Source organism: Nocardiopsis protaetiae (assembly GCF_045446735.1).
Classification (GTDB): Bacteria; Actinomycetota; Actinomycetes; order Streptosporangiales; family Streptosporangiaceae; genus Nocardiopsis; species Nocardiopsis protaetiae.
This window is the reverse complement of the sequence record NZ_JBJJBV010000056.1, coordinates 1-18,320: the sequence shown is the minus strand read 5'-3', so window position 1 is coordinate 18,320 and position 18,320 is coordinate 1. Positions and strand designations below refer to the sequence as shown.

General features: G+C 74.0%; 13 protein-coding genes. 4 read left to right on the top strand and 9 right to left on the bottom strand.

Translation table 11 applies throughout. From position 1 onward, the window contains the following. Nucleotides 1–96 precede the first annotated feature (96 nt). Nucleotides 97–1,665, bottom strand: a complete 1,569-nt coding sequence (locus tag ACJOT3_RS11640; RefSeq protein ID WP_406971800.1) for a DUF418 domain-containing protein — start codon at nt 1,663–1,665, stop codon at nt 97–99. 520 nt (nt 1,666–2,185) lie between these two features. Between ACJOT3_RS11640 and ACJOT3_RS11635 the strand changes: the two genes are divergently transcribed. From ACJOT3_RS11635 to ACJOT3_RS11625, 3 genes are all read left to right on the top strand, one after another. Next, complete coding sequence (locus tag ACJOT3_RS11635; RefSeq protein ID WP_406971798.1) at nt 2,186–3,199, top strand: nitroreductase/quinone reductase family protein; 1,014 nt, start codon at nt 2,186–2,188, stop codon at nt 3,197–3,199. Between the two features lie 630 nt (nt 3,200–3,829). Then, nucleotides 3,830–5,605 (top strand): S8 family serine peptidase, encoded by a 1,776-nt coding sequence (locus tag ACJOT3_RS11630; RefSeq protein ID WP_406971796.1) that lies wholly within the window; start codon nt 3,830–3,832, stop codon nt 5,603–5,605. Nucleotides 5,606–5,811: 206 nt separating this feature from the next. Continuing rightward, entirely contained in the window at nt 5,812–7,812 is a 2,001-nt protein-coding gene (locus ACJOT3_RS11625) for a protein kinase domain-containing protein (RefSeq protein WP_406971794.1), read from the top strand. A gap of 226 nt (nt 7,813–8,038) precedes the next feature. Here the strand turns inward: ACJOT3_RS11625 and ACJOT3_RS11620 are convergent, their stop codons facing one another. From ACJOT3_RS11620 to ACJOT3_RS11585, 8 genes are all read right to left on the bottom strand, one after another. Further along, nucleotides 8,039–8,938 carry a type II secretion system F family protein gene (locus ACJOT3_RS11620; RefSeq protein WP_406971792.1) on the bottom strand — a complete coding sequence of 300 codons (900 nt, stop codon included), beginning with the start codon at nt 8,936–8,938 and terminating at the stop codon, nt 8,039–8,041. 11 nt (nt 8,939–8,949) lie between these two features. Then, the gene (locus ACJOT3_RS11615) at nt 8,950–9,882 is read right to left on the bottom strand and encodes a type II secretion system F family protein (RefSeq protein ID WP_406971790.1); all 933 of its coding nucleotides are present in this window, start codon (nt 9,880–9,882) and stop codon (nt 8,950–8,952) included. Between the two features lie 352 nt (nt 9,883–10,234). Further along, complete coding sequence (locus ACJOT3_RS11610) at nt 10,235–11,557, bottom strand: TadA family conjugal transfer-associated ATPase (RefSeq protein ID WP_406971788.1); 1,323 nt, start codon at nt 11,555–11,557, stop codon at nt 10,235–10,237. Nucleotides 11,558–11,596: 39 nt separating this feature from the next. After that, nucleotides 11,597–12,040, bottom strand: a complete 444-nt coding sequence (locus ACJOT3_RS11605; protein ID WP_406971786.1) for a TadE/TadG family type IV pilus assembly protein — start codon at nt 12,038–12,040, stop codon at nt 11,597–11,599. Continuing rightward, entirely contained in the window at nt 12,037–12,426 is a 390-nt protein-coding gene (locus tag ACJOT3_RS11600) for a pilus assembly protein (protein WP_406971810.1), read from the bottom strand. The genes ACJOT3_RS11605 and ACJOT3_RS11600 overlap by 4 nt, the downstream gene beginning before the upstream one ends. Before the next feature lie 352 nt (nt 12,427–12,778). Further along, nucleotides 12,779–14,134 (bottom strand): CpaE/TadZ family protein, encoded by a 1,356-nt coding sequence (locus tag ACJOT3_RS11595; protein ID WP_406971784.1) that lies wholly within the window; start codon nt 14,132–14,134, stop codon nt 12,779–12,781. Then, the gene (gene cpaB / locus ACJOT3_RS11590) at nt 14,131–14,913 is read right to left on the bottom strand and encodes a Flp pilus assembly protein CpaB (RefSeq protein ID WP_406971782.1); all 783 of its coding nucleotides are present in this window, start codon (nt 14,911–14,913) and stop codon (nt 14,131–14,133) included. Before cpaB ends, ACJOT3_RS11595 begins: the two co-directional genes overlap by 4 nt. A gap of 57 nt (nt 14,914–14,970) precedes the next feature. Next, complete coding sequence (locus tag ACJOT3_RS11585; protein WP_406971780.1) at nt 14,971–17,097, bottom strand: hypothetical protein; 2,127 nt, start codon at nt 17,095–17,097, stop codon at nt 14,971–14,973. A 649-nt stretch (nt 17,098–17,746) separates the two neighbouring features. Here ACJOT3_RS11585 and ACJOT3_RS11580 point away from each other — a divergent pair. Then, nucleotides 17,747–18,277: a YkvA family protein gene (locus ACJOT3_RS11580; protein WP_406971778.1), complete on the top strand. Its 531-nt coding sequence runs from the start codon at nt 17,747–17,749 to the stop codon at nt 18,275–18,277. The last annotated feature ends 43 nt before the right edge of the window (nt 18,278–18,320 follow it).

Sequence of the window (18,320 nt, the reverse complement as noted above, 5' to 3'; positions counted from 1 at the left end):
GCGTGGGTAACCGCTTCGGCTCGGGCGGATGACCTGTGTCAGGCCCTCCTTCCTGTGGATGGTGTACCGCTGCGCCCCAGCGCGCCGGGCCGGTGGTCAGGGGGTGCGGGGCAGGGGTTCGCGGCGGCGGATGAGGCGGCGCATCAGGACTTCGGCGGGGCCGCGGCGGTCCGCGCGGCGCAGGGCCTCGGCGGCCGCGACCGACGCCAGCCACGTCGCGACCGCCACGGCGGCCGCGCCCGCAGCTCCGAGGGAGGCGCCCAGCCCCAGGCCGTAGGGGGCGAACACCGCGGTGAACACCAGCGATTGCAGGAGGTAGCAGCTCAGCGAACGCTCGCCCACGGCCGCGACGGCCGTCACCACGGGCCCGGCGGCGGGCGGGGCCGAGGTCCGCTGTTCGGCGGTCGCGGGCGGAGCCGTGGATGCGGTCGGGGCGGGCGGGGCGGGCGTCCGTTGGCCGGTGGACACGGGAGCTGTTGGGGTGGGGGCGGTGGGTACAGAGGTGCCGGTGGGTGCGGGGGTGTGGGTGGGGTCGGTGGCCACAGGGGTGCCGGTGGGTGAAGAGGTGCTGGTGGGGCCAGCGGGTGCAGGGGTGTGGGTGGGGTCAGTGGCCACAGGGGTGCCGGTGTCTGCGGAGGTGTCAGTGTGTGAAGAGCCGGCAATGAGGTCGGTGGGTGAAGAGGCGTCGGTGGGGACGGCGGACGCAGGGATACCGGTGGACGCAGGGGTACGGGTGGGGCGGGATTCCCAGCGGGTGGCGAGGAGGGCGATCAGGGCGGCCCAGCCGATGCCGCCCGCCCAGCCGCCCAGGTCGTGCAGCACCGCCAGCGCGCCGTCCAGACGCGGTCCCGCGGCCGCCCAGCCGGCGGCGACCAGCGCGTTCGGCAGCCCCGTCAGGACTCCGATCCCCAGCCCCCAGGCGGCGGCCGACCGCAGTAGCGGCAGGTGCGCCCGCGGTTCCTCCAGCAAACGGCGGTGCCCCGCCCAGAATCCCAGGACGATCATCGGCATCGCGACCAGCAGCATCGTGACCGGCGTGTAGAGGGTCCACTCGTTGAACCGTTCGACGGTCGCCGCGACGAAGGACGGCTCCACCAGGGACGGCACGGCCGCCGCACCGCCCCCGTCGTCGGCGCCGTCCACCGGGATCGACAGCACCCACGCCGTGTGGGCGGCCACCGACACCGCCGCCAGCACCCCCGCCGTCCACCACAGGGTCACGTCCCGCGCCCGCACTAGGCCGACGAACAGCAGCAGCGCCAGCCCGTAGGCGCCCAGGATGTCCACCGGCAGCAGCAGGATCCCGTGCGCCGCGCCCAGCGCCAGCAGCACCCACCCGCGCCGCCGCAGCAGGATGCGGGCCTGCACCCAGCCCCCGCCGGACGCCCGCACCCGGCGCATGATCATCACCGCGCCGTAGCCGAACAGCAGGGCGAACAGCGGAATGGCCCGCCCGTTCACCAGGGTGAGCTGGACGAACGTCACCACCTCGTTGGCGAGGGCGCGGACCGTGTCCGGCCCGGTGAGGAAGAAGCCCGCGTTCACCAGCGCGATGAACAGCAGCATGAACCCCCGTGCGAGGTCCGGGGCCAGTGAACGCTGTGCCGGTCCGGGGGTGTCCGCCGGTGCGGGCCCCGTCCGGTGCCGGGGGGTGTGCGAAGCCATCGGTGTCTCCTGCCTCCGTAGGGTTCGGCGGGCTCGTGGGGTTCGTGGGGTTCGTTGGGCTCATCGGGTCCGTCGGGGTTCCGAGGATTTTGAAACTACGGAGCGTGGGCGCCGAGGTCGCTGGGGCGGTCCCGTCGATCCGGGGTGGGGCGGGCCCTACCGCCTTCCGAACAGGGCGGTTGACGCGTCCGGCGGCGTGGCGTACGGTTTCGCCCGTGCCACGTGTCCCCGACCATGAGCAGTGGGCCGGTCGGGTCGACGGGCGAGCACATGATCTGAGGGAGAGCCGACCATGAGCACCCAGCACGCCTGATCCGCGTTCCGGTGCGGCGTTGAGCCGTGCCCCGGTGGCCTCCCCGTTCCCCGCGTTCCGACCCCGTTCGCGTTCTCTCGCGTCCCGTGGGCGTCGGCGTGCCCCCTTTTCCCTGAACCCGTGTCCGCGGCGTCTGCGGCGTCCGCGTGCACGGTCCTCTCGGGGCGGCCGCCCACCCGCATGTGCATTCCACCGAGAGGAGATCTTTTGCAGAACAACACCCAGGACACCCAGGACACGCAGAGCGCACAGGAGACCCGTGGCGACGGCGGGCAGCCGTCCGGCGGGCCCGGGCCGTTCGCCCGGCCCGAGCCGTTCGTGGCCGAGTTCAACCGGCCCGTGGTCGCGGAGTTCCGCGCCAACGGCGGCCGCGTCGGCGGCATGTTCGAGGGCGCCGACCTGCTGCTGCTCACCACCGTCGGCGCGCGCGGCGGCCGAGAGACCACCAGCCCGCTCGGATACATCCGGGCGGAGGGGCGGCTGTTCGTCATCGCCTCCGCCGGGGGCTCGGACCGGCACCCCGCCTGGTACCACAACCTGCTCGCCCACCCGATGGTCCGGGTCGAGCTGGGCGCCGAGGAGTTCGAGGCGATCGCCGTTCCCGCCGAGGGGGATGACCGCGACCGCCTGTTCGCAGAGGCGGTTCGGGTCGCCCCCGGGTACGGCGACTACCAGGCCGGGACGGAGCGGGTGCTGCCCGTGGTGGTCCTGGAACCGGCGGCCGCCGAGGACGGGGCGGGGGAGGGGGAGGTCCGGCCCGTGGCGAACCTCGCCGAGAAGCTGGTGGAGGTCCACCGTTGGCTGCGCGGGCAGTTGGGGCGGATCCGCGAGGAGACCGACGCCTACCTCGCCGACCGCGACGAGCGGGCGGACCGGGAGGGGGCGGTCCCCGCGCCCGGGCTCAGCCTCCAGCTGCGCCAGCACTGCCTGGCGTTCTGCGAGTCGCTGCGGTTCCACCACGACGGGGAGGAGCACATGTTCCCGGTCCTGGCCGGGCAGCACCCGCACCTGGCCGACACCTTGGAACGGCTGTCGGAGCAGCACCGCGAGGTCGACCGCATCCGCGGCGACATCCAGGAGCTGCTGGAGCGGGTCGCCACCGCGGACCCGGCCGTGTTCCGCGCCGACCTGGAACGGATGAGCCGGGAGCTGACGGCCCACCTCGACGAGGAGGAGGCCACCCTGCTGCCCGTGCTCGCGGAGATCCCGCTCCCGGGCTGATTCCGGACTGAGGCCCGGCTGACGGCGGGTCGGCGCTGACATCGGACTGACATCGGCCCGGGGTTCGGCTGGCGGCGGGCTGGTGCCGGTCCGGGGTTCGGCCGACACGGGGTTGGTGCTGACGGCGGGCTGATGTCGGCTCGGGGTTCGGCTGACACCGGGCTGACGCTGACAGTTGGCTGACGTCGGCTTGGCGGCGGGCGGACGCCGACGCTGTTCCGAGGTTCGGCTGATGCCGGGCTGATGCTGACATCGGCCTGAGGTCCGGCTGACGGCGCGCTGATGTCGGCCCGAGATGGCTGACACCGGGCTGACACTGACGGTCGGCTGACGTCGGCTTGGCGGCGGGCGGACGCCGACGCTGCTCCGGGGTTCGGCTGACAGCACGCTGACAGGGCGCTGGCCTGGGAGAACGCCGCCGACCCCGTAAGCCCCGACCGGCTTACGGGGTCGGCGGGACCCGGGTAGGTAGTGGCCGCCGGGGCACTACGTAGTACCCCTGGGTGCATACGAAGTTACGTAGTGAACACGTATGGCCAGGGTCGCCCTCCGTGACGGATTCTTGATTCCGGGTGGCCACCCTTCCACATCCCCCGTCCCCCACCATCCCCCCGAAGGGTTCTCCGCATCATGCGCAAGAGCAAGATAGGCGCGGCCCTCGCTGCCGTCGCCCTGCTGCCTGTCATGTTCGCACCACCGGCCCTCGCGGAGGAGGTCCCGGACTTCCTCGACACCTCCGACGCCACCGAGCGCACCTACATCGTCGTCCTGGACGACTCCGCCACCCCCGAAGAGGTCGCCGAACGCCACGGCGACGACCCGATCGGCGTCTACGAGCACGCCCTCACCGGCTACGCGGCCGAGATGACCGCCGCCGACGCCGCCGAGCTCCTCCAGGACCCGGAGGTGGCCTACGTCCAGGAGGACCAGCCGGTCCACACCTTCGAGCAGGACGTGCCCAACGGCATCGCCCGCACCTTCGCCCCCGCCAACCCCAACCTCGCCATCAACGGGCAGGACGACTACGTTCCCGACGTGGCCGTCGCCGTTCTGGACACCGGGGTCGACGGTGCCCACCCCGACCTCAACGTGGTGAGGTCGGTCAACTGCACCAGCGGCAGCTGTGTCACCAACACCCCCACGGACGGCAACGGGCACGGCACCCACGTCGCGGGCAGCATCGCCGCCATCGACAACGGTGTGGGCGTCGTCGGCATCGCCCCCGGGGCGGACATCTGGAACGTCCAGGTCCTCACCGCAGGCGGCAGCGGAACCCTGGCCGGGATCGCCGCCGGCGTCGACTACGTGGCGGCCAACGCCGGGGACATCGCCGTCGCCAACATGAGCCTGGGCTGTGAGGGATGCACCGACCAGGCGCTCAGCCAGGCCATCACCTCGGCCGTGAACTCCGGGGTGGCGTTCGCGGTCGCCGCGGGCAACAGCTCCCGCAACGCGGCGAACTTCTTCCCCGCCAACCACCCCGACGTGCTCACCGTGTCGTCGATGGCGGACTCCGACGGCGCCCCCGGCGGCACCGGCGGGACCGTGGCCTGCACGGGTGACGCGGACGACACCCGGTCCTACTTCTCCAACTTCGGCCAGACCATCGAGATCGCGGCCCCCGGCTCCTGCATCATCTCGACCATGCCCGGCGGCGGCTACGGCAGCATGAGCGGCACCTCCATGGCCTCCCCGCACGCCGCGGGCGGCCTGGCGCTGCTGGCCGTCGGCGACGCCAAGCCCGCTGACCGCAACGGGGTCATGGCGATCTACTCCACCCTGATCGGTGCGGGCAACCACGACTGGACCGACAACTCCGGCGACGGCTTCCACGAGCCGCTGCTGGACGTGGGCGACCCGGACATCTTCCCGGCCGACGGGGACTCCACCCCGCCCGAGGGGCCGGTCGCCTCCCTCACCCACGCCTGCGACGACACCACCCTGACCTGCGCCTTCGACGGCTCCGCCTCCACCTCCAACGGTGAGATCACCGACTGGGCGTGGGAGTTCGGCGACGGTGCGGGCGACAGCGGCGCCACCGTGGAGCACACCTACGGCGCCGAGGGCGACTACACCGTGACCCTCACGGTCACCGATGACTCCGGGGCGACCGCCACCACCACCGCGACCGTGTCGGTGGGGTCCCCCGGCGGAGGCGAAGGACCGACCGCGAACTTCAGCGGCGGGTGCTACACCTTCCTGTACATCTGCGAGTTCGACGCCTCCACCTCCACGGCGGGCGACGCCCCGATCGTCTCCTACGCGTGGAACTTCGGTGACGGGTACACCGGTAGCGGTTCCTACACCTGGCACTTCTACTGGGGTTCCGGCACCTACGTGGTAACCCTGACCGTCACGGACGCCAACGGCGCGAGCGCCACGGCGAGCAGGACGGTCAGGCTGTAACACCCGATCCCATCACCCATCCCCTGCGCGGCCCCTCCCCGATCCCCCGGGGAGGGGCCGTGCGCGTGGGGTGGGGCTGTGCGCGCGGAGTGGGGAGGGGTTGCGCGGGGGAGGGAAGCGGCCAGCAGCGGCCAACGGTTTGCCGGTGGGCGCGCCAGGCGCGACGATGTCCGGTATCGGAACAGGACAACGGAGGCATACCCCTCATGACGTCGCACCCCTCGCAGAGTCTCTGCGCGCGCACCGAACCTCTCACCTCCGATGACCCGCAGGAGGTCGGCGGGCACCGGATCGAGGGACGGGTGGCCGACGGCGGCGCCGGCGTGCTGTACGCGGCGCGCCGCAACGGCGGGGAGCCGGTGCTGCTCGGCCTGGCGCGTGGGGAGGAGGCCGAGGAGGCGCTCCCCGAGCCGGAGGGCGCTGGGGTGTGCGCGGTCGGGCCGACCGAGACGGGCGAACACGAGGGGCGGCCGTGGTCGGTGCTGCCCGACCAGCCCGGGCCGGACCTGCGCAGGCACGTGGCGGCGCACGGGGCGCTGCCCGAATGGGGCGCGGTGGTGCTGGCGGCCGCGGTCGCCGAGGCGTTGGCGGTGCTGCACGGGGAGGAGACCGCGCACGGGGAGGTGGGGCCGGACGCGGTGGTGCTGACCGGTGCGGGGCCGCGCCTGCTCGACGCGGGGCTGGGGCGCCGCGCCGCGGCACCGGCGGCGCCGGGGTTGCGGGGCGTGCCGGGGTGGGTGGCCCCGGAGGTGTACGAGGACGGGCGGTCGACGGCGGCCGCGGACGTGTTCGGGTGGGCGTGCCTGGTGGTGCTGGCGGCGACGGGGCGCGAGCCGTTCGGTGAGTCGCCGGCGTCGCGGTTGGGGCGCCGGGCGGCGCTGGTGGAGATGGAGCGGCGTGCCCGCCAGGACGCCGTGGACCTGGAGGGGGTGCCGGCGAGCCTGCGGGACGTGGTCGCGCGGGCGCTGTCGCCGGAACCGGGGGAGCGGCCCACGGCGCGGGAGGCGCTGGCGGCGGCGCTGCGGCACCTGGACGGGCGTGATGAGGAGCCGACGGCGGCCCGCCTGCGCGCCGCCCTCCCGGGTGGGGGAGCGACCGCTGGGCCGGGGGGCGGCGGGGCCGCCGGGGAGAGCGGTGGTGGGGTGGCCGGAGCGGCTCCGCAGACGAGTGGTGCCAAAGCGGCGGGCGGTGCTGAAGTGGCCCCGCAGGTGGGCGGCGCTGGAGTGGCCGCGGTGGCTGGAACGGCCCATCAGACGGGTGGTGCTGGAACGCCGGGTGGTGGGGCCGCGCAGGCGGGTGGTGGCGGGGTCGCTGGGGCGGCGGGTGGCGCGGCTGTGGCCGCTGCTGCGGCGGTCACAGCTGGCACGGATGCCCCGGACGACGCGCACGTCCCGGCCGTCCCGGGTTCCTCGGGGGCCCCGGGGATCTCCGGTATCTCCGACAGGGCACCCACCTCGGTCGTTCCGGGGATCTCGGGGGGCTCCGGTAGCTCGGAGGACGCGGCCGCCGCAGGCGACGCGGGTGCCCCTGCTGGTGCGCCTGCCTCTGGTGACACAGGTGCCCCGGCTGTCCCAGGAACCTCGGCCGACGCGGCGGTCTCTGGCGGCACAGATGCCCCGGGTTCCGAGGAGGACCCGGATGTCACGGTGATCACGGGCGACTCGACGGCGCTGGCCGCGGCCAACGCCGTGGCGGCGGCGGGTATCGCCGCCGGGGCGGCCGAGCCGGGGGTCTCGGCGCATTCCGGTTCTGGGGCGGACGAGGAGACCGTGCCGGTCGGTGCGGACACGGGTGGCCCGGCGGCCTCGGCGGAGCCGGAGGAGACGACCGTCCCGCATGTTCCTGATGCCGAGGAGACGGTCCCGGAGGCCGGGTTCGCGGCGCCGCCGCAGCCGGTGGGGACGCTGGGGTTCGGGATCTACACGGAGCCGGTGACGCCGGAGGGCTCCGCGGTCGCGGGTGCGGTGCCCGCCGCGGCGGTTCCCGCGTCCGCGCCCGGTACGGGCTTCGGGATCTACACCGCCCCGGTCGACGTGGCGCCCGCGCCCGTGTGGAACGCGCCGCAGGAGGCGGCCGGGACGACCGCCACGATGGTGCGCGAGCAGGATTCGAGTGGTCGGACGGCGCTGCTGGTCAACGCGGGCATGGTGGCCGCGGTGTTGCTGGCGGTGCTGGTGGTGATGCTGTTCCGGACCGGCGTGGTCTGAGCCGGGGCGGGTCGTCCACAGGTTCGGGGAGCGGCCGCCGCGGGGGCTCGGCGCGGGGTAGCGTCGTCGTGAGGGAACCCCGGCCGGGGAACGGAGGGTGGTGCACCCCCCGAATCCATTGTCGTCCGCGGCGGCCCGCGTCCGCCAGCGGCCGAGCGGGCCCTGTGGACAACCCCGCCTGCGCGGGCCGGGGACGGACGGCGGCCTTCGCCTGTGCGGGCCGGGCTCAGCCGCCGAGGATGGTGCCGAGGTCGACCTCGGTGCCCAGGAACATCGAGCCGACGATGAGCAGCAGCAGCCCCGGCAGCAGGGTCACCGCGGTGACCATCGTGACGCGGGGGTTCATCCGCTGCGCCTTGCGGCGCATGTACTGGGCGTCGGCCCGGCGCATGTCCTGGCTGATGGTCACCAGGGTGTCGCTGAGCGGGGCGCCCAGTTCCTCGGCCTGCTGGATGGCGGTCACGAACTTGCTCAGCGAGTCGTTGCGGTTGCGGCGGCGCAGCATCTCGAACGCCTCCCGGCGCGAGGTGCCCAGCTCCATCTGGCGCAGCGCCAGGGTGAACTCGTCGGACAGCACCCCCGGCATCGACTCGGCCACCCGCCCCACGGCGGCGCGGAACGACAGCCCCGCGCTGACGGTCACCGCGAGCACGTCCAGGAAGTCCGGCAGCTGGGACTGCACCCTGTCGGCGCGCTCCTGCGCCTGCACGTACAGGTTCAGGTCGGTGAGCCCCGCGAACGCCAGCACGATGACCCCCAGCAGGGGGTTGCCGGTGAAGAACATCAGCGTGCCCAGCGACCCGTACAGGGCGATCTCGCCGACCTTGCGCCGCAGGTACCGGTCCAGGTTCAGCCCGTCGGGCCGTCCCGCCGCCTCGATACGCCGGGCGATGGACCGCCGCCGCGATTCCCCCAGGGACTCCAGCACCATCCCCGAGAAGGGCCGTCCTATCGCCTCGGTGATCCGGTGCAGGACGAACGTGCGCTCCTCCTTGGTGCGCGGCGCCCGCCCCGCCGGGTCGTCCACCCGCACCCGGGTCTGCGACATCGTCAGGAACACCCCGTACACGGCGACCAGGACGACCAGGGCGGCGGCCGCCGACAGCGCGAGGGGGACGAGGCTCATCGGAAGGACTCCTACAGGTCGAACTTGGTGATCCGGGCGACCAGCATGAAACCGGTGACGAACAGCGCCGCCACCACCAGCAGCACCCCCACACCCGCCGGGGAGGTGGTCATGGTGCGCAGGATGCCCGGCTCGATGGCGTTGATCAGGAACAGCGCGCCCACCGACATGAACCCCAGCGCCCACACGGTGCTGGTGGTCTCGCTGAGGATGGTCTGCACCTCGCGCCGGGTCTCCTTGCGGTTCTCCAGGGTGGTGGAGATGTTGCGCAGCGCCGTCACCAGGGAACCGCCGGATCGGGAGGCCACGAGCAGCGTCGACAACAGCACCCCCAGTTCCCGGGAGGGCATGCGTTCGCGCAGTTCGGCGACGGATTCCTCGAAGGACGCGCCGAGTTTCATGGATTCGGTCATCCGCCGCAGCTCCTCGCCGGCCGGGCCGTCGAGTTCGTCGGCGGCGATCGCCACCGCCGTCGGCAGCGCCAACCCGGCGGAGGTGGCGTTGCCGAGCACCCGCGCCAGGTCGGGGAGCTGCCCGGTGAACTCCTCGCGGCGCTTGGCCTCGGCCCGGTTCAGGTAGGAGAAGAACAGGAACGCGACCCCCGCGGCGGCCAGCAGACCGAAGAACGGGGCCAGCACCTGCCACACCACGACCACCGCGAACAGGGAGCCGCCGACCAGGGCGACCACGAACGTGGACACCCGCAGGTCGGTCCCGGACCGGGCGATCCGGCGGGCCAGCCGGGCACCCCACTGGGTCCGGTGCAGGGCCCGTTCCAGCCGGGCCATGGGGGTGGACGCCGCGTATTCGGCCTGGTCCAGGGCGCTGCGGGCGGCGATGAGCCGCCGCTGTTCGGCGCTGGCGACGAACTGCCACAGCGCCGCCAGCGCGAGGAGCAGCACCGCCGTCAGGCCGGCGAGGATCGCCGCCGTCTGCCAGTTCACCGCGGCTCCTTTCGTGGGAGGGGGGACGTTCGGGGCGCGGGAGTGCTTTGAGGTGTGAGGGCCGTTCGGGGCACAGGGGGCACCGAGGGCACGGGGGTTTTCCGAGGCGCGGGAGTCGTTTGGGGCATGAAGGCCGTCTGGGGCGCGTGGGTCGGCCAGGCCACACGGGCTGTTTGGGGTGTGTGGGCCGTCTGGGCCACGTGGGTCGGCCGGGGCGCGGGCACCGCCCGGGGAGTGAGGGGCGCCCGGGGTGTAGGGGGCGCCTGGGGTACGGAGGCTTTTCGAGGCACGGGGGTCGTCCAGGAGGCAGGGGCGGCCCGGGACGCGGGAGCTGTCCGGGGCGCGGGGGGTGTCACCATTCGTTGCGTCCCTCGGTGGGGACCACGCCGAACACCGCGGGCACGGTCTCGCCCATGTGGTAGACCCGTTCGGCGATGTGCCGGGGCAGCGGGAAGTGCCGGAACCGCCCCTCCACCGACCGGTTGGGCCCCAGCGGCAGCGCCTCGAACCGCAGCACCGTCTCCAGCCGGAACTCCTCGCGGCGCTTGGACGACACCACGCTGATCTCGTTGACCCGCCGCGACCCGTCCGGCCAGCGCCCCAGGTGCACGATGGCGTCGACGGCGTTGTTGATCTGGTCGCGGATCGCCTCGTAGGGGATGCGGCCGTCGCCCATCGTCGCCAGTGTCTGGATGCGGTGGATGGCGTCGTCGGCCGAGTTGGCGTGCACGGTCACCAGGGACCCGTCGTGGCCGGTGTTCATCGCCTGGAGCATGTCGATGGTCTCCTCGCCGCGGACCTCGCCGACGATGATCCGGTCCGGCCGCATCCGCAGCGCGTTGCGCACCAGGTCGCGGATGGCGACGGCGCCCCGGCCCTCGATGTTGGGCGGGCGCGACTCCAGCCGCACCACGTGCTCCTGCATGAGCTGGAGTTCGGCGGAGTCCTCGATGGTGACGATGCGTTCGGTGGGCGGCACGAACGCCGACAGGGCGTTGAGGAACGTGGTCTTTCCGGTGCCGGTACCGCCGGACACCACCAGGTTGAACCGGGAGCGCACCATCGCCGACAGCAGCACCCCGGTGGCCTGGTCCAGGCTGCCCATCCGCACGAGTTCGTCGATCGGGTACGGCTTGGGGAACCGCCGGATGGTGAGCACCGGCCCCGACAGCGACAGCGGCGGGATGATGACGTTGACCCGTTCGCCGGTGGGCAGGCGGGCGTCCACCATCGGCGAGGACTCGTCCACCCGCCGGTTGACCAGGGAGACGATGCGGTCGATGGTCTGGTAGAGCTGTTCCTCGCCGTTGAACGCGGCGTCGACGCGCTGCATGCGCCCGCCGCGTTCGATGAACACGTTGTCGGGCCCGTTGACCATGATCTCGGTGATGCTCTCGTCGGCGAGCAGGGGTTCGAGGACGCCCAGCCCCAGGGCCTCGTCGACCACCCTGCGGATGAGGACCGACCGCTCCCGGTCCGACAGCACCGGTCCCTCGCGGGTGAGGATGTGCCCGACGACCTTCTCCAGCCGGACCCGGCGCTGGGCCAGGGTGAGGCTGGTCAGGTCCTCCAGGTTGATCTCCTCCAGCAGGCGCCGCCGCCAGTGCGTGACGCTGCCGCGGTCGGTGCGCGCCTCGACGGCGCGGTCCTCCTCCAGCCGGTCCTTCAGACCCATCGCCGACTCCTTCCCCCGGTTGCTTCGGTCGCCGTCGTCTCACACATTGGGCATGTCCACCCGTCGGGTCAGGGTGAGCCCGAAACCGGCGGACGAGAACACCACCGGCAGCGGATGGGACACCTCCACGTAGAAACCCGCGTGGTCGTTGGCGCCGCCGCTGATGGTCGCGTCGTCGAGCCAGGACGGCAGCGACTCGCGCGCGGTGGCCTGGGCGCCGTCCAGGCCCTGGATGCCGGCGACCCGGGCCCCGGCGCGGGCGGCCGACTCCAGGCGTTCGGCGGCGACGAACGCCAGGAACGCCTCGATGGCGATGATCGCGGTGAGCAGCAGGATCGGGAACGCCATGGCGAACTCCAGCAGCGGCCCGCCCCGGTCGTCGCGGCGGCCGCGGGTGTGCCCGCGGGATCCGGGGCGGCCGCGGCGGCGGGAGTCGTATCGGCGGGCGCGGTGTCGGTCGGCGCGGTGCCGGCGGGTGCTCACTGCGATCCCCCCTCCTGCGGACCGGCCGGACCGCCCACGCCCCCGCGTGGGACGACCTCGGTGACGACCCGCGACTCGGCGCTGATGTCCCAGGGGCCGGCCGCCCCCGGCAGGAAGATCGGCATGGCGAGGGTGACGCGCGCGTGGCGGACGCCGCCGCGGTCGACGATCTCGACGGTCATCACGTCCGCCCCGTCCCAGGGTGAGCGGACCCGCTTGCGGGCCTCCTCGTCGATGCGGGCCAGGTCGTCGGGGGTGACCGACGCCTGCCGGGCCGCCTCGGCGGCCCCGTGCGAGGCGTACATGGAGGTGATGCCGAGCAGCAGCACCTGCCACACCAGCGCCAGCGCCAGCATCAGGAACGGAACCACCGCGGCGAACTCCACGATCACCCCGCCCCGGTCCGCCTCTCGGGCCCGGGCCGGCCGCCTGCCGCCGCCCGCGGCGGCGCCGCGGCCAGGTCGATCGCCGTGTTCCGCGGCCCCGCTGCCGCCGATCTTCCAGGTCCGGAGCGGCCGTGTGCCACTGCCCGAAGCCCTGTCGCGGATCGGCCGATCGCCGTGGTCCGCCGCCCCGGCACCGTCGGCTTTCCGGGCCCGGGCCGACCATGGGCCGCCGCCCGCGGCCGTGCCGCGGTCCCGGCATCCGGTGTGACCGGCCGCCCCGGCACCGCCCACAGCGGGGCCGCGGTCCGGGTGCGGGCGGTGCCGGGGACCGGGTGCGGGGCGGCCCCGGCGGTCAGCCACCGAAGACACCGTGCCCTCCCGGGTCGCGGGGCGCGCCGCCCGGTACGCCGGGCCGCCGCGGGTCGGCCGAGGCGTGCACGAACCCCGACACGTCCCGGGTGGACAGGCCGCCCTCCATCACCGTGCGCGCCGAGGCCGCCCCGCCCGGCGGGGTGGGCGCCCCGCCCTTGCCGTTGCCCTGCTGGGCGGGCGGGCTCAGCAGGTCGAGTTCGGCGGCCAGCCGGGAGAACGCCTTGCGCAGCCCCTCGTCCGTGACCCGGGTGGGGTCGCCGTTGTTCTCACCCGGTTCCAGGCCCCGGTAGGAGGCGGGGACGGGGGTGCGCAGCACCCGGGTGCCCAGCAGGTGGCGCAGGAAGTCCGGCTGGATCTCGTTCTTGCGGCTGTGCCGGTTGACCAGCGTGTACACGTCCTGCTGGGCGCGGACCTGGAGGCGTTCCCACATGCCCATCAGCCGTTGGGCGCCGCGCAGCGCGGGCACGTCGGGGGTGACGGTGACGACGGCGCGGTCGGCGAGTTCCACGGCCATGGCGGTGGCCTCGTTCATGATCGTGCCGCAGTCCACCACCACCAGCTCGTAGCGGGAGCGCAGCGCGGTCAGCACCCGGCGGGCGACCCGGGCGGAGACGTCCTCGCCGCGTTCGCCGTGTTCGGGGGCGAGCAGGACGTGCGGGCCGCGCGGGTCCACGTACAGGGTCTCCGACAGCATGCCCGGGGTGATCTCGTCGCCCGTTCCGACCAGGTCGCCGATGGAGCGGCGGTGGCGCAGGTTGAGGAACGCGGGCAGGTCGCCGGTCTGCAGGTCCAGGTCGACCAGGCACACCACCCGCCCGGCGGCGGCCGCCGTGAACGCCAGGTGCACCGCGCACGTGGTGGTGCCCACCCCGCCCTTGGCGCCGCTGACCGCCAGCACCCGCCCGCGCACGCCCGAGGCGGGCAGGTCCAGGGAGGCCGACTCCAGGTGGCGGCGCAGGGTGCGCGACCAGTCGGCGGCCCGGGCGATCCGGTTCTCCAGCTCGGCCATGCCGGAGTCGGCGGCCAGCACGCCGCGGGCGCCCGCCTCCATGGCCCCGGTGAAGGTGTCGGCGTCCATGGTGGAGGACACCAGCAGGATCGCCAGCTGCGGGTGGCGGTGGGACAGGTCGCGGATGGCGTCGAACACCGGGGCCGGGCCCAGGTCCTGGTGGATGAGCACGACGTCGAGCTCGGGGAACTCGCCGGCGGCGTCGATCAGCGCGGCGCTGCTGGAGCGGACGGCGACCAGGTCGGCGGAGGTGAGTTCGTCGAAGCGCGCCGCCAGCACCATCTCCGTCTCGGAGGTGGGCATGCCGGCCAGGACACGGAAGTTCATCGGTCGCCTCCGGGGGTGCGGCGGGTGTCCCCGCCGGTCTCGTTGCCCTCGTCGGGCGAACCCTGGCCGACGAGGCCGTCCATGTCCTCGCTGCAGAACTCGGAGTCGCCGGGGGAGCCACCCCCGGCCGCGCTGACCAGGGCCAGCCGCATCTTGGTGGAGAAGTCCTCGGCGTAGGCCAGGCGCAGGGCGTCCTGCGGGTCGAGCCGGAACGTGACCGGGACGACCCCGGCGACGCCGCCGGTGTCGGTCTCCTGGGTGCGCAGCTCGCCGATGTCGAGGACCTCGACCTCGGTGAGGATGCGCACGGCGCAGGCCTGGCCGTGGTCGCGCGGCTGGAAGGTGGCGTAGATGTCCACGAACGAGCCGCGCTGCACCTTGCCCGCCACCCCGGTCTCGGCGTCGACCATGATCGCGATCTCGCGCTCGCCGGTGGTGAGGGTGGGCTGCGGCTGCACCATGCCCCGCTGCAGGTAGACGCCGGCCTCCAGGTGGGAGGCGGCGACGAGTTCCTGGTCGGCGGGTGTCTCGACCTCGGAGAGGTCGGAGAGGAACACCTCCGGGTCGAAGTACATGCGCGGCACCTGGACGGTCTCCACGGAGTCCGGGCCCAGGGGCTGGTAGGCGTCCACGTCCTCGGTGAGGCGCAGCACGGTCTCGAAGTCGCCGAGCTGCGCCTCCCTGGAGTCGAGGTAGGTGAACACGGAGAAGAACACGGCGACGGCTCCGAGGGCGGCCACGACCATGAGGAGGACGCCGCGTCGCTGACGGGGGTTCATGGGAGGTGTGTTTCCGTTTCCAGGCTCGTTGCGGGCGGTCCGTCCGGGGCCGGGGTCCTAACGGGAGTAGGTCCGGGGGGTTTCGGGGAGCGGTGCGCGTCCCGCGAGCGGCGGATTCTCGGGTCGGTCGGGGACGGGTGGTCGGGGGCCGGGGCCGCCGGTGGTCCGCGGGTCGGCGGCCGGGGGCCCGTCCGGGGCCCCGGGTGCGGGGTCCGCGGGCGGTCGGGGCGGCGTGTGGTGGGGTTCGCCGTGGTGGGGGGCGGTGTGGGGGAGGCCGTCGACGGTGGCGTGCCAGGCGTCCTCGTCCACGGTGATCGGCGGCAGGGCCTCGGCCTCCAGGGGCAGGTGGTGGTCGCCGTACCGCGGGTGGTCGCGGTCGGCGCCCCGGGCCGCCCCGCCGGTGAGCATCGCCCCGGCCGCGCCGTTGTGCGCGCTGCGCGGGGCGCCGGTGTCGCCGCTGTGCACGCCGCCCGGGGGAGCGGCGGCGCGGGCCGCCCACGCCGCGGCCGTGTCCCCGGGCACGGGCTCGCCCCGCACCCACACCCCGTCGTCCGCGGGCCGCGGCGCCTCGATGGGCCGCGGCGCCTCGGCAGGCCACGGAGCATCTGCGAGGCGCGGTACTTCGGTGGGCCGTTGGTCGGAGGTCGTCAGGGGCGCCCAGGCCGCGGCGGTGTCGGCAGGGGGCGTCGGGGCGTGGCCGTTGCCCGCCGGGGCCGGGGCCGGGGCGGGGGCCGGGGTATCCGTGTCCGCTGTTCGTGGGGCCCGAGTCGCGGCGATGCCGCCGGGGGGTGTGCCCGGGCCGGCGGGTCGGTGGGTGTCCGCTGTTCGTGGGGCCCAGGCCGCGGCGGTGTCGATGGGGTCCTCAACGGCGCCGGTGGAACGGCGGTCGTCCGCGGGCGGCGGCCCCCCGGTGGTGTCGGGGGCGGCCGGGGCGGTCGGCGTCGCCGGGGGGCGGTCGCCGAAAGCGGGGGCGGCCGGAAGGGCGCCTGCCGGGGTACGGCCGTTGTCCGTGGGGACCGGGGCGCCGGTGTCGGCGGTCCGTGGCGTCCACACCTGGGAGGTGTCGGAGGCGGTACGGCCGTTGCCCGCCGGGGTCGGCGCCGGGGCCGGGGCGGGGGCGCCGGTGTCGGCGGTCCGCGGGGTCCAGGCCTGGGAGGTGTCGGTGGGGGCACGGCCGTTGTCCGTGGGGGCGGGCCAGGGGGCCGCGGCGTTCGGGGGGTGGGGCGGGCGGCCGTTCTCGTGCGGCCGGGGCTCGGGGCGGGTCCAGGTTCCGGTGTCGGACACCGGGGGCGGCTCGTCGGCGGGCGCGGACATGCGGGTCCGCAGGGGGCTGCGGGCCGAGCCGGAGGCGCAGAACGGGCAGGGCGCCGCCGTCATGGGCTCCCCGCACCAGGAGCAGGCCGAGGCCCGTACCGCCCCGGCGGCGTAGGCGAGCGCCTGCGGGTGCGCGCTCAGCGCCACGAACTCCACGTACTTGGAGGTCCCCCAGTACACGGGCCCCAGCGGCTGCGCGGGCAGGGACCGGGTCGCGACCGGCTGGATCGCCTGCGGCAGGTTGTCGTCGAACGCCCCCGTGATGGTCGGGTCCGGGGCCGAGCACAGCAGCTGCACCGGCTGTACCGGCCGGAACGGCAGCCGCCGGGCCACCTCGGCGGGCCGCAGCCGCTCCACCCGCAGGGTGGGCGCGCAGTACGCCAGGAACGACACCGTCGGCGCGTACGACCCCATGTGCTGGCGCACCGAGGTGGGGATGGTCTCCAGCCCCGACACGGTCTTGAGCCAGGCGCCCGCGAGCAGGTGGCGGGGCAGTTCGGCCGACAGCGCTGCCACCATGCCCGGCGGCAGGTACGGCGCCAGGTAGGCGAGCTGGTCGGCGACCAGGGACAGGGCCAGGGGGGCCAGGTCCACCGGGACGCCGGCGATGTGGTCGGTGCGCAGGGCTCCGCGGGCGAAGTTCACGGCGCGCCGGGCGTCGTCCTCCTGCCAGGACGGGTAGAGGGCGACGATCTTGCGGTCGGCGGCGATCTGCTGCCGGGCGAAGGCGACGAACGCGGCGCTGCGTTCGCCGATGCCGTCGCCGTGCATCGTGAAGCGCTGCGCCCGGACCTCGCCCACGTGGCCCGTGCTGGGGATGTCCGCCAACAGGGCGACGGCCGTCGCCGACCGAGGTAGGGCTGTGGACACTGGGCAAGCTCCATCGGTTCTGCGCCTGGTGTGGGATATGCCTGATGGCGTTCCATGCGGAATGCCCCACTCGGTCGCATCGTAACGAATGTGTGCCAGGGTGCGGGAGGCCTCGCATTTTCCGCGATCGCCGGGGGAAGTGCGGTGATCTCGGCCTTGGGGGCGGGTGGGATGCGGCCATGAGGCCTGTGGGGCGGGCCGTGGGGGCGGTTCGACGTGCTCGGGTCGCCCTTGTCGGCAGGGGGTCCCGGGCGCCGGTGACCGCATGTGGCCACGGGTGATCGCTGGGTCACCGCGTTGATCGGTGTTGTTCGAGTGTTTTGTCTGGCTTGTTCCTTTTCTCGGGTCGTGTCGGTTTTTCTGGTACTGCGTTCGCTCCTGTGCGGCGTTCTGTCGACCCCCCTAGAATGCCCTCCTTTTTCTTTCGTCACCAGGGACCAGGGTCCGGTTGTGGACAACCGCACCCCGGTTTTTCCCGCACCCTGTGGCGGGCGTGGAGGATGGTGGCGGCGGGGTGGGTGTGAACACCGGTGCACGGACCGGTGTCGGGTTCGTCTCTTCGCGATTGGCGGGCGTCCTGCCGGGAACGAACAGAGCGGGTCTCGCGTCATATCGTGAGAAGCCACGCGCCCCCCAGAGGAGACGAACGATGCGCAAGGAAAACCGCGCCGCCGCGGGCGCCGCCGCCTGGCAGGTCATCCAGAACACGGACGGCAACATCTCCGTGTGGCAGCGGGCCGGTGCCGTTCCGCGCATGATGTGGGCCAAGGTCCGGGGCCGCTACCCCGAGATGACCGCGGCCAAGCTGCTCGGGATGATCGCCCTGACGCTCTACATCGTCTCGCCGATCGACTTCATCCCCGAGCTGTTCGTGCCGCTGCTCGGCCTCACCGACGACGTCGGTGCCGCCGTGTGGCTGACCACCATGCTCCTGGGCGAGAGCGAGCGCTTCATCCGCAAGGAGCGGGACGAGCGGGCCCGGCAGGCCTTCCACCAGGCCAACGCCGGGTGGCAGGGCGGCCCGAACCCGGGCGCCCGGGGCGAAGCCCCTTCGGGCCAGGCCGCGCAGGACGGTTCCGCGCAGGGACAGGCCGACCACGGCCAGGGCGTTCCGCCGCAGAGCGGCGCCGCCGGCCGGGCCGCCCCGCAGCGGGCCCCCGGCGGCAAGGCCACGAGCTAGCCGTACCGACCCACCGACCCACGACGACACCGAAGGCGGGCCG

What these genes read in the sequence shown, in the direction of transcription:
- ACJOT3_RS11640 (WP_406971800.1), bottom strand. Translation starts at nt 1,665, where the DNA reads ATGGCTTCGCACACCCCCCGGCACCGGACGGGGCCCGCACCGGCGGAC.
- ACJOT3_RS11580 (WP_406971778.1), top strand. Translation starts at nt 17,747, where the DNA reads ATGCGCAAGGAAAACCGCGCCGCCGCGGGCGCCGCCGCCTGGCAGGTC.
- ACJOT3_RS11610 (WP_406971788.1), bottom strand. Translation starts at nt 11,557, where the DNA reads ATGGGTCTGAAGGACCGGCTGGAGGAGGACCGCGCCGTCGAGGCGCGC.
- ACJOT3_RS11595 (WP_406971784.1), bottom strand. Translation starts at nt 14,134, where the DNA reads ATGAACTTCCGTGTCCTGGCCGGCATGCCCACCTCCGAGACGGAGATG.
- ACJOT3_RS11620 (WP_406971792.1), bottom strand. Translation starts at nt 8,938, where the DNA reads ATGAGCCTCGTCCCCCTCGCGCTGTCGGCGGCCGCCGCCCTGGTCGTC.
- ACJOT3_RS11630 (WP_406971796.1), top strand. Translation starts at nt 3,830, where the DNA reads ATGCGCAAGAGCAAGATAGGCGCGGCCCTCGCTGCCGTCGCCCTGCTG.
- cpaB (WP_406971782.1), bottom strand. Translation starts at nt 14,913, where the DNA reads ATGAACCCCCGTCAGCGACGCGGCGTCCTCCTCATGGTCGTGGCCGCC.
- ACJOT3_RS11625 (WP_406971794.1), top strand. Translation starts at nt 5,812, where the DNA reads ATGACGTCGCACCCCTCGCAGAGTCTCTGCGCGCGCACCGAACCTCTC.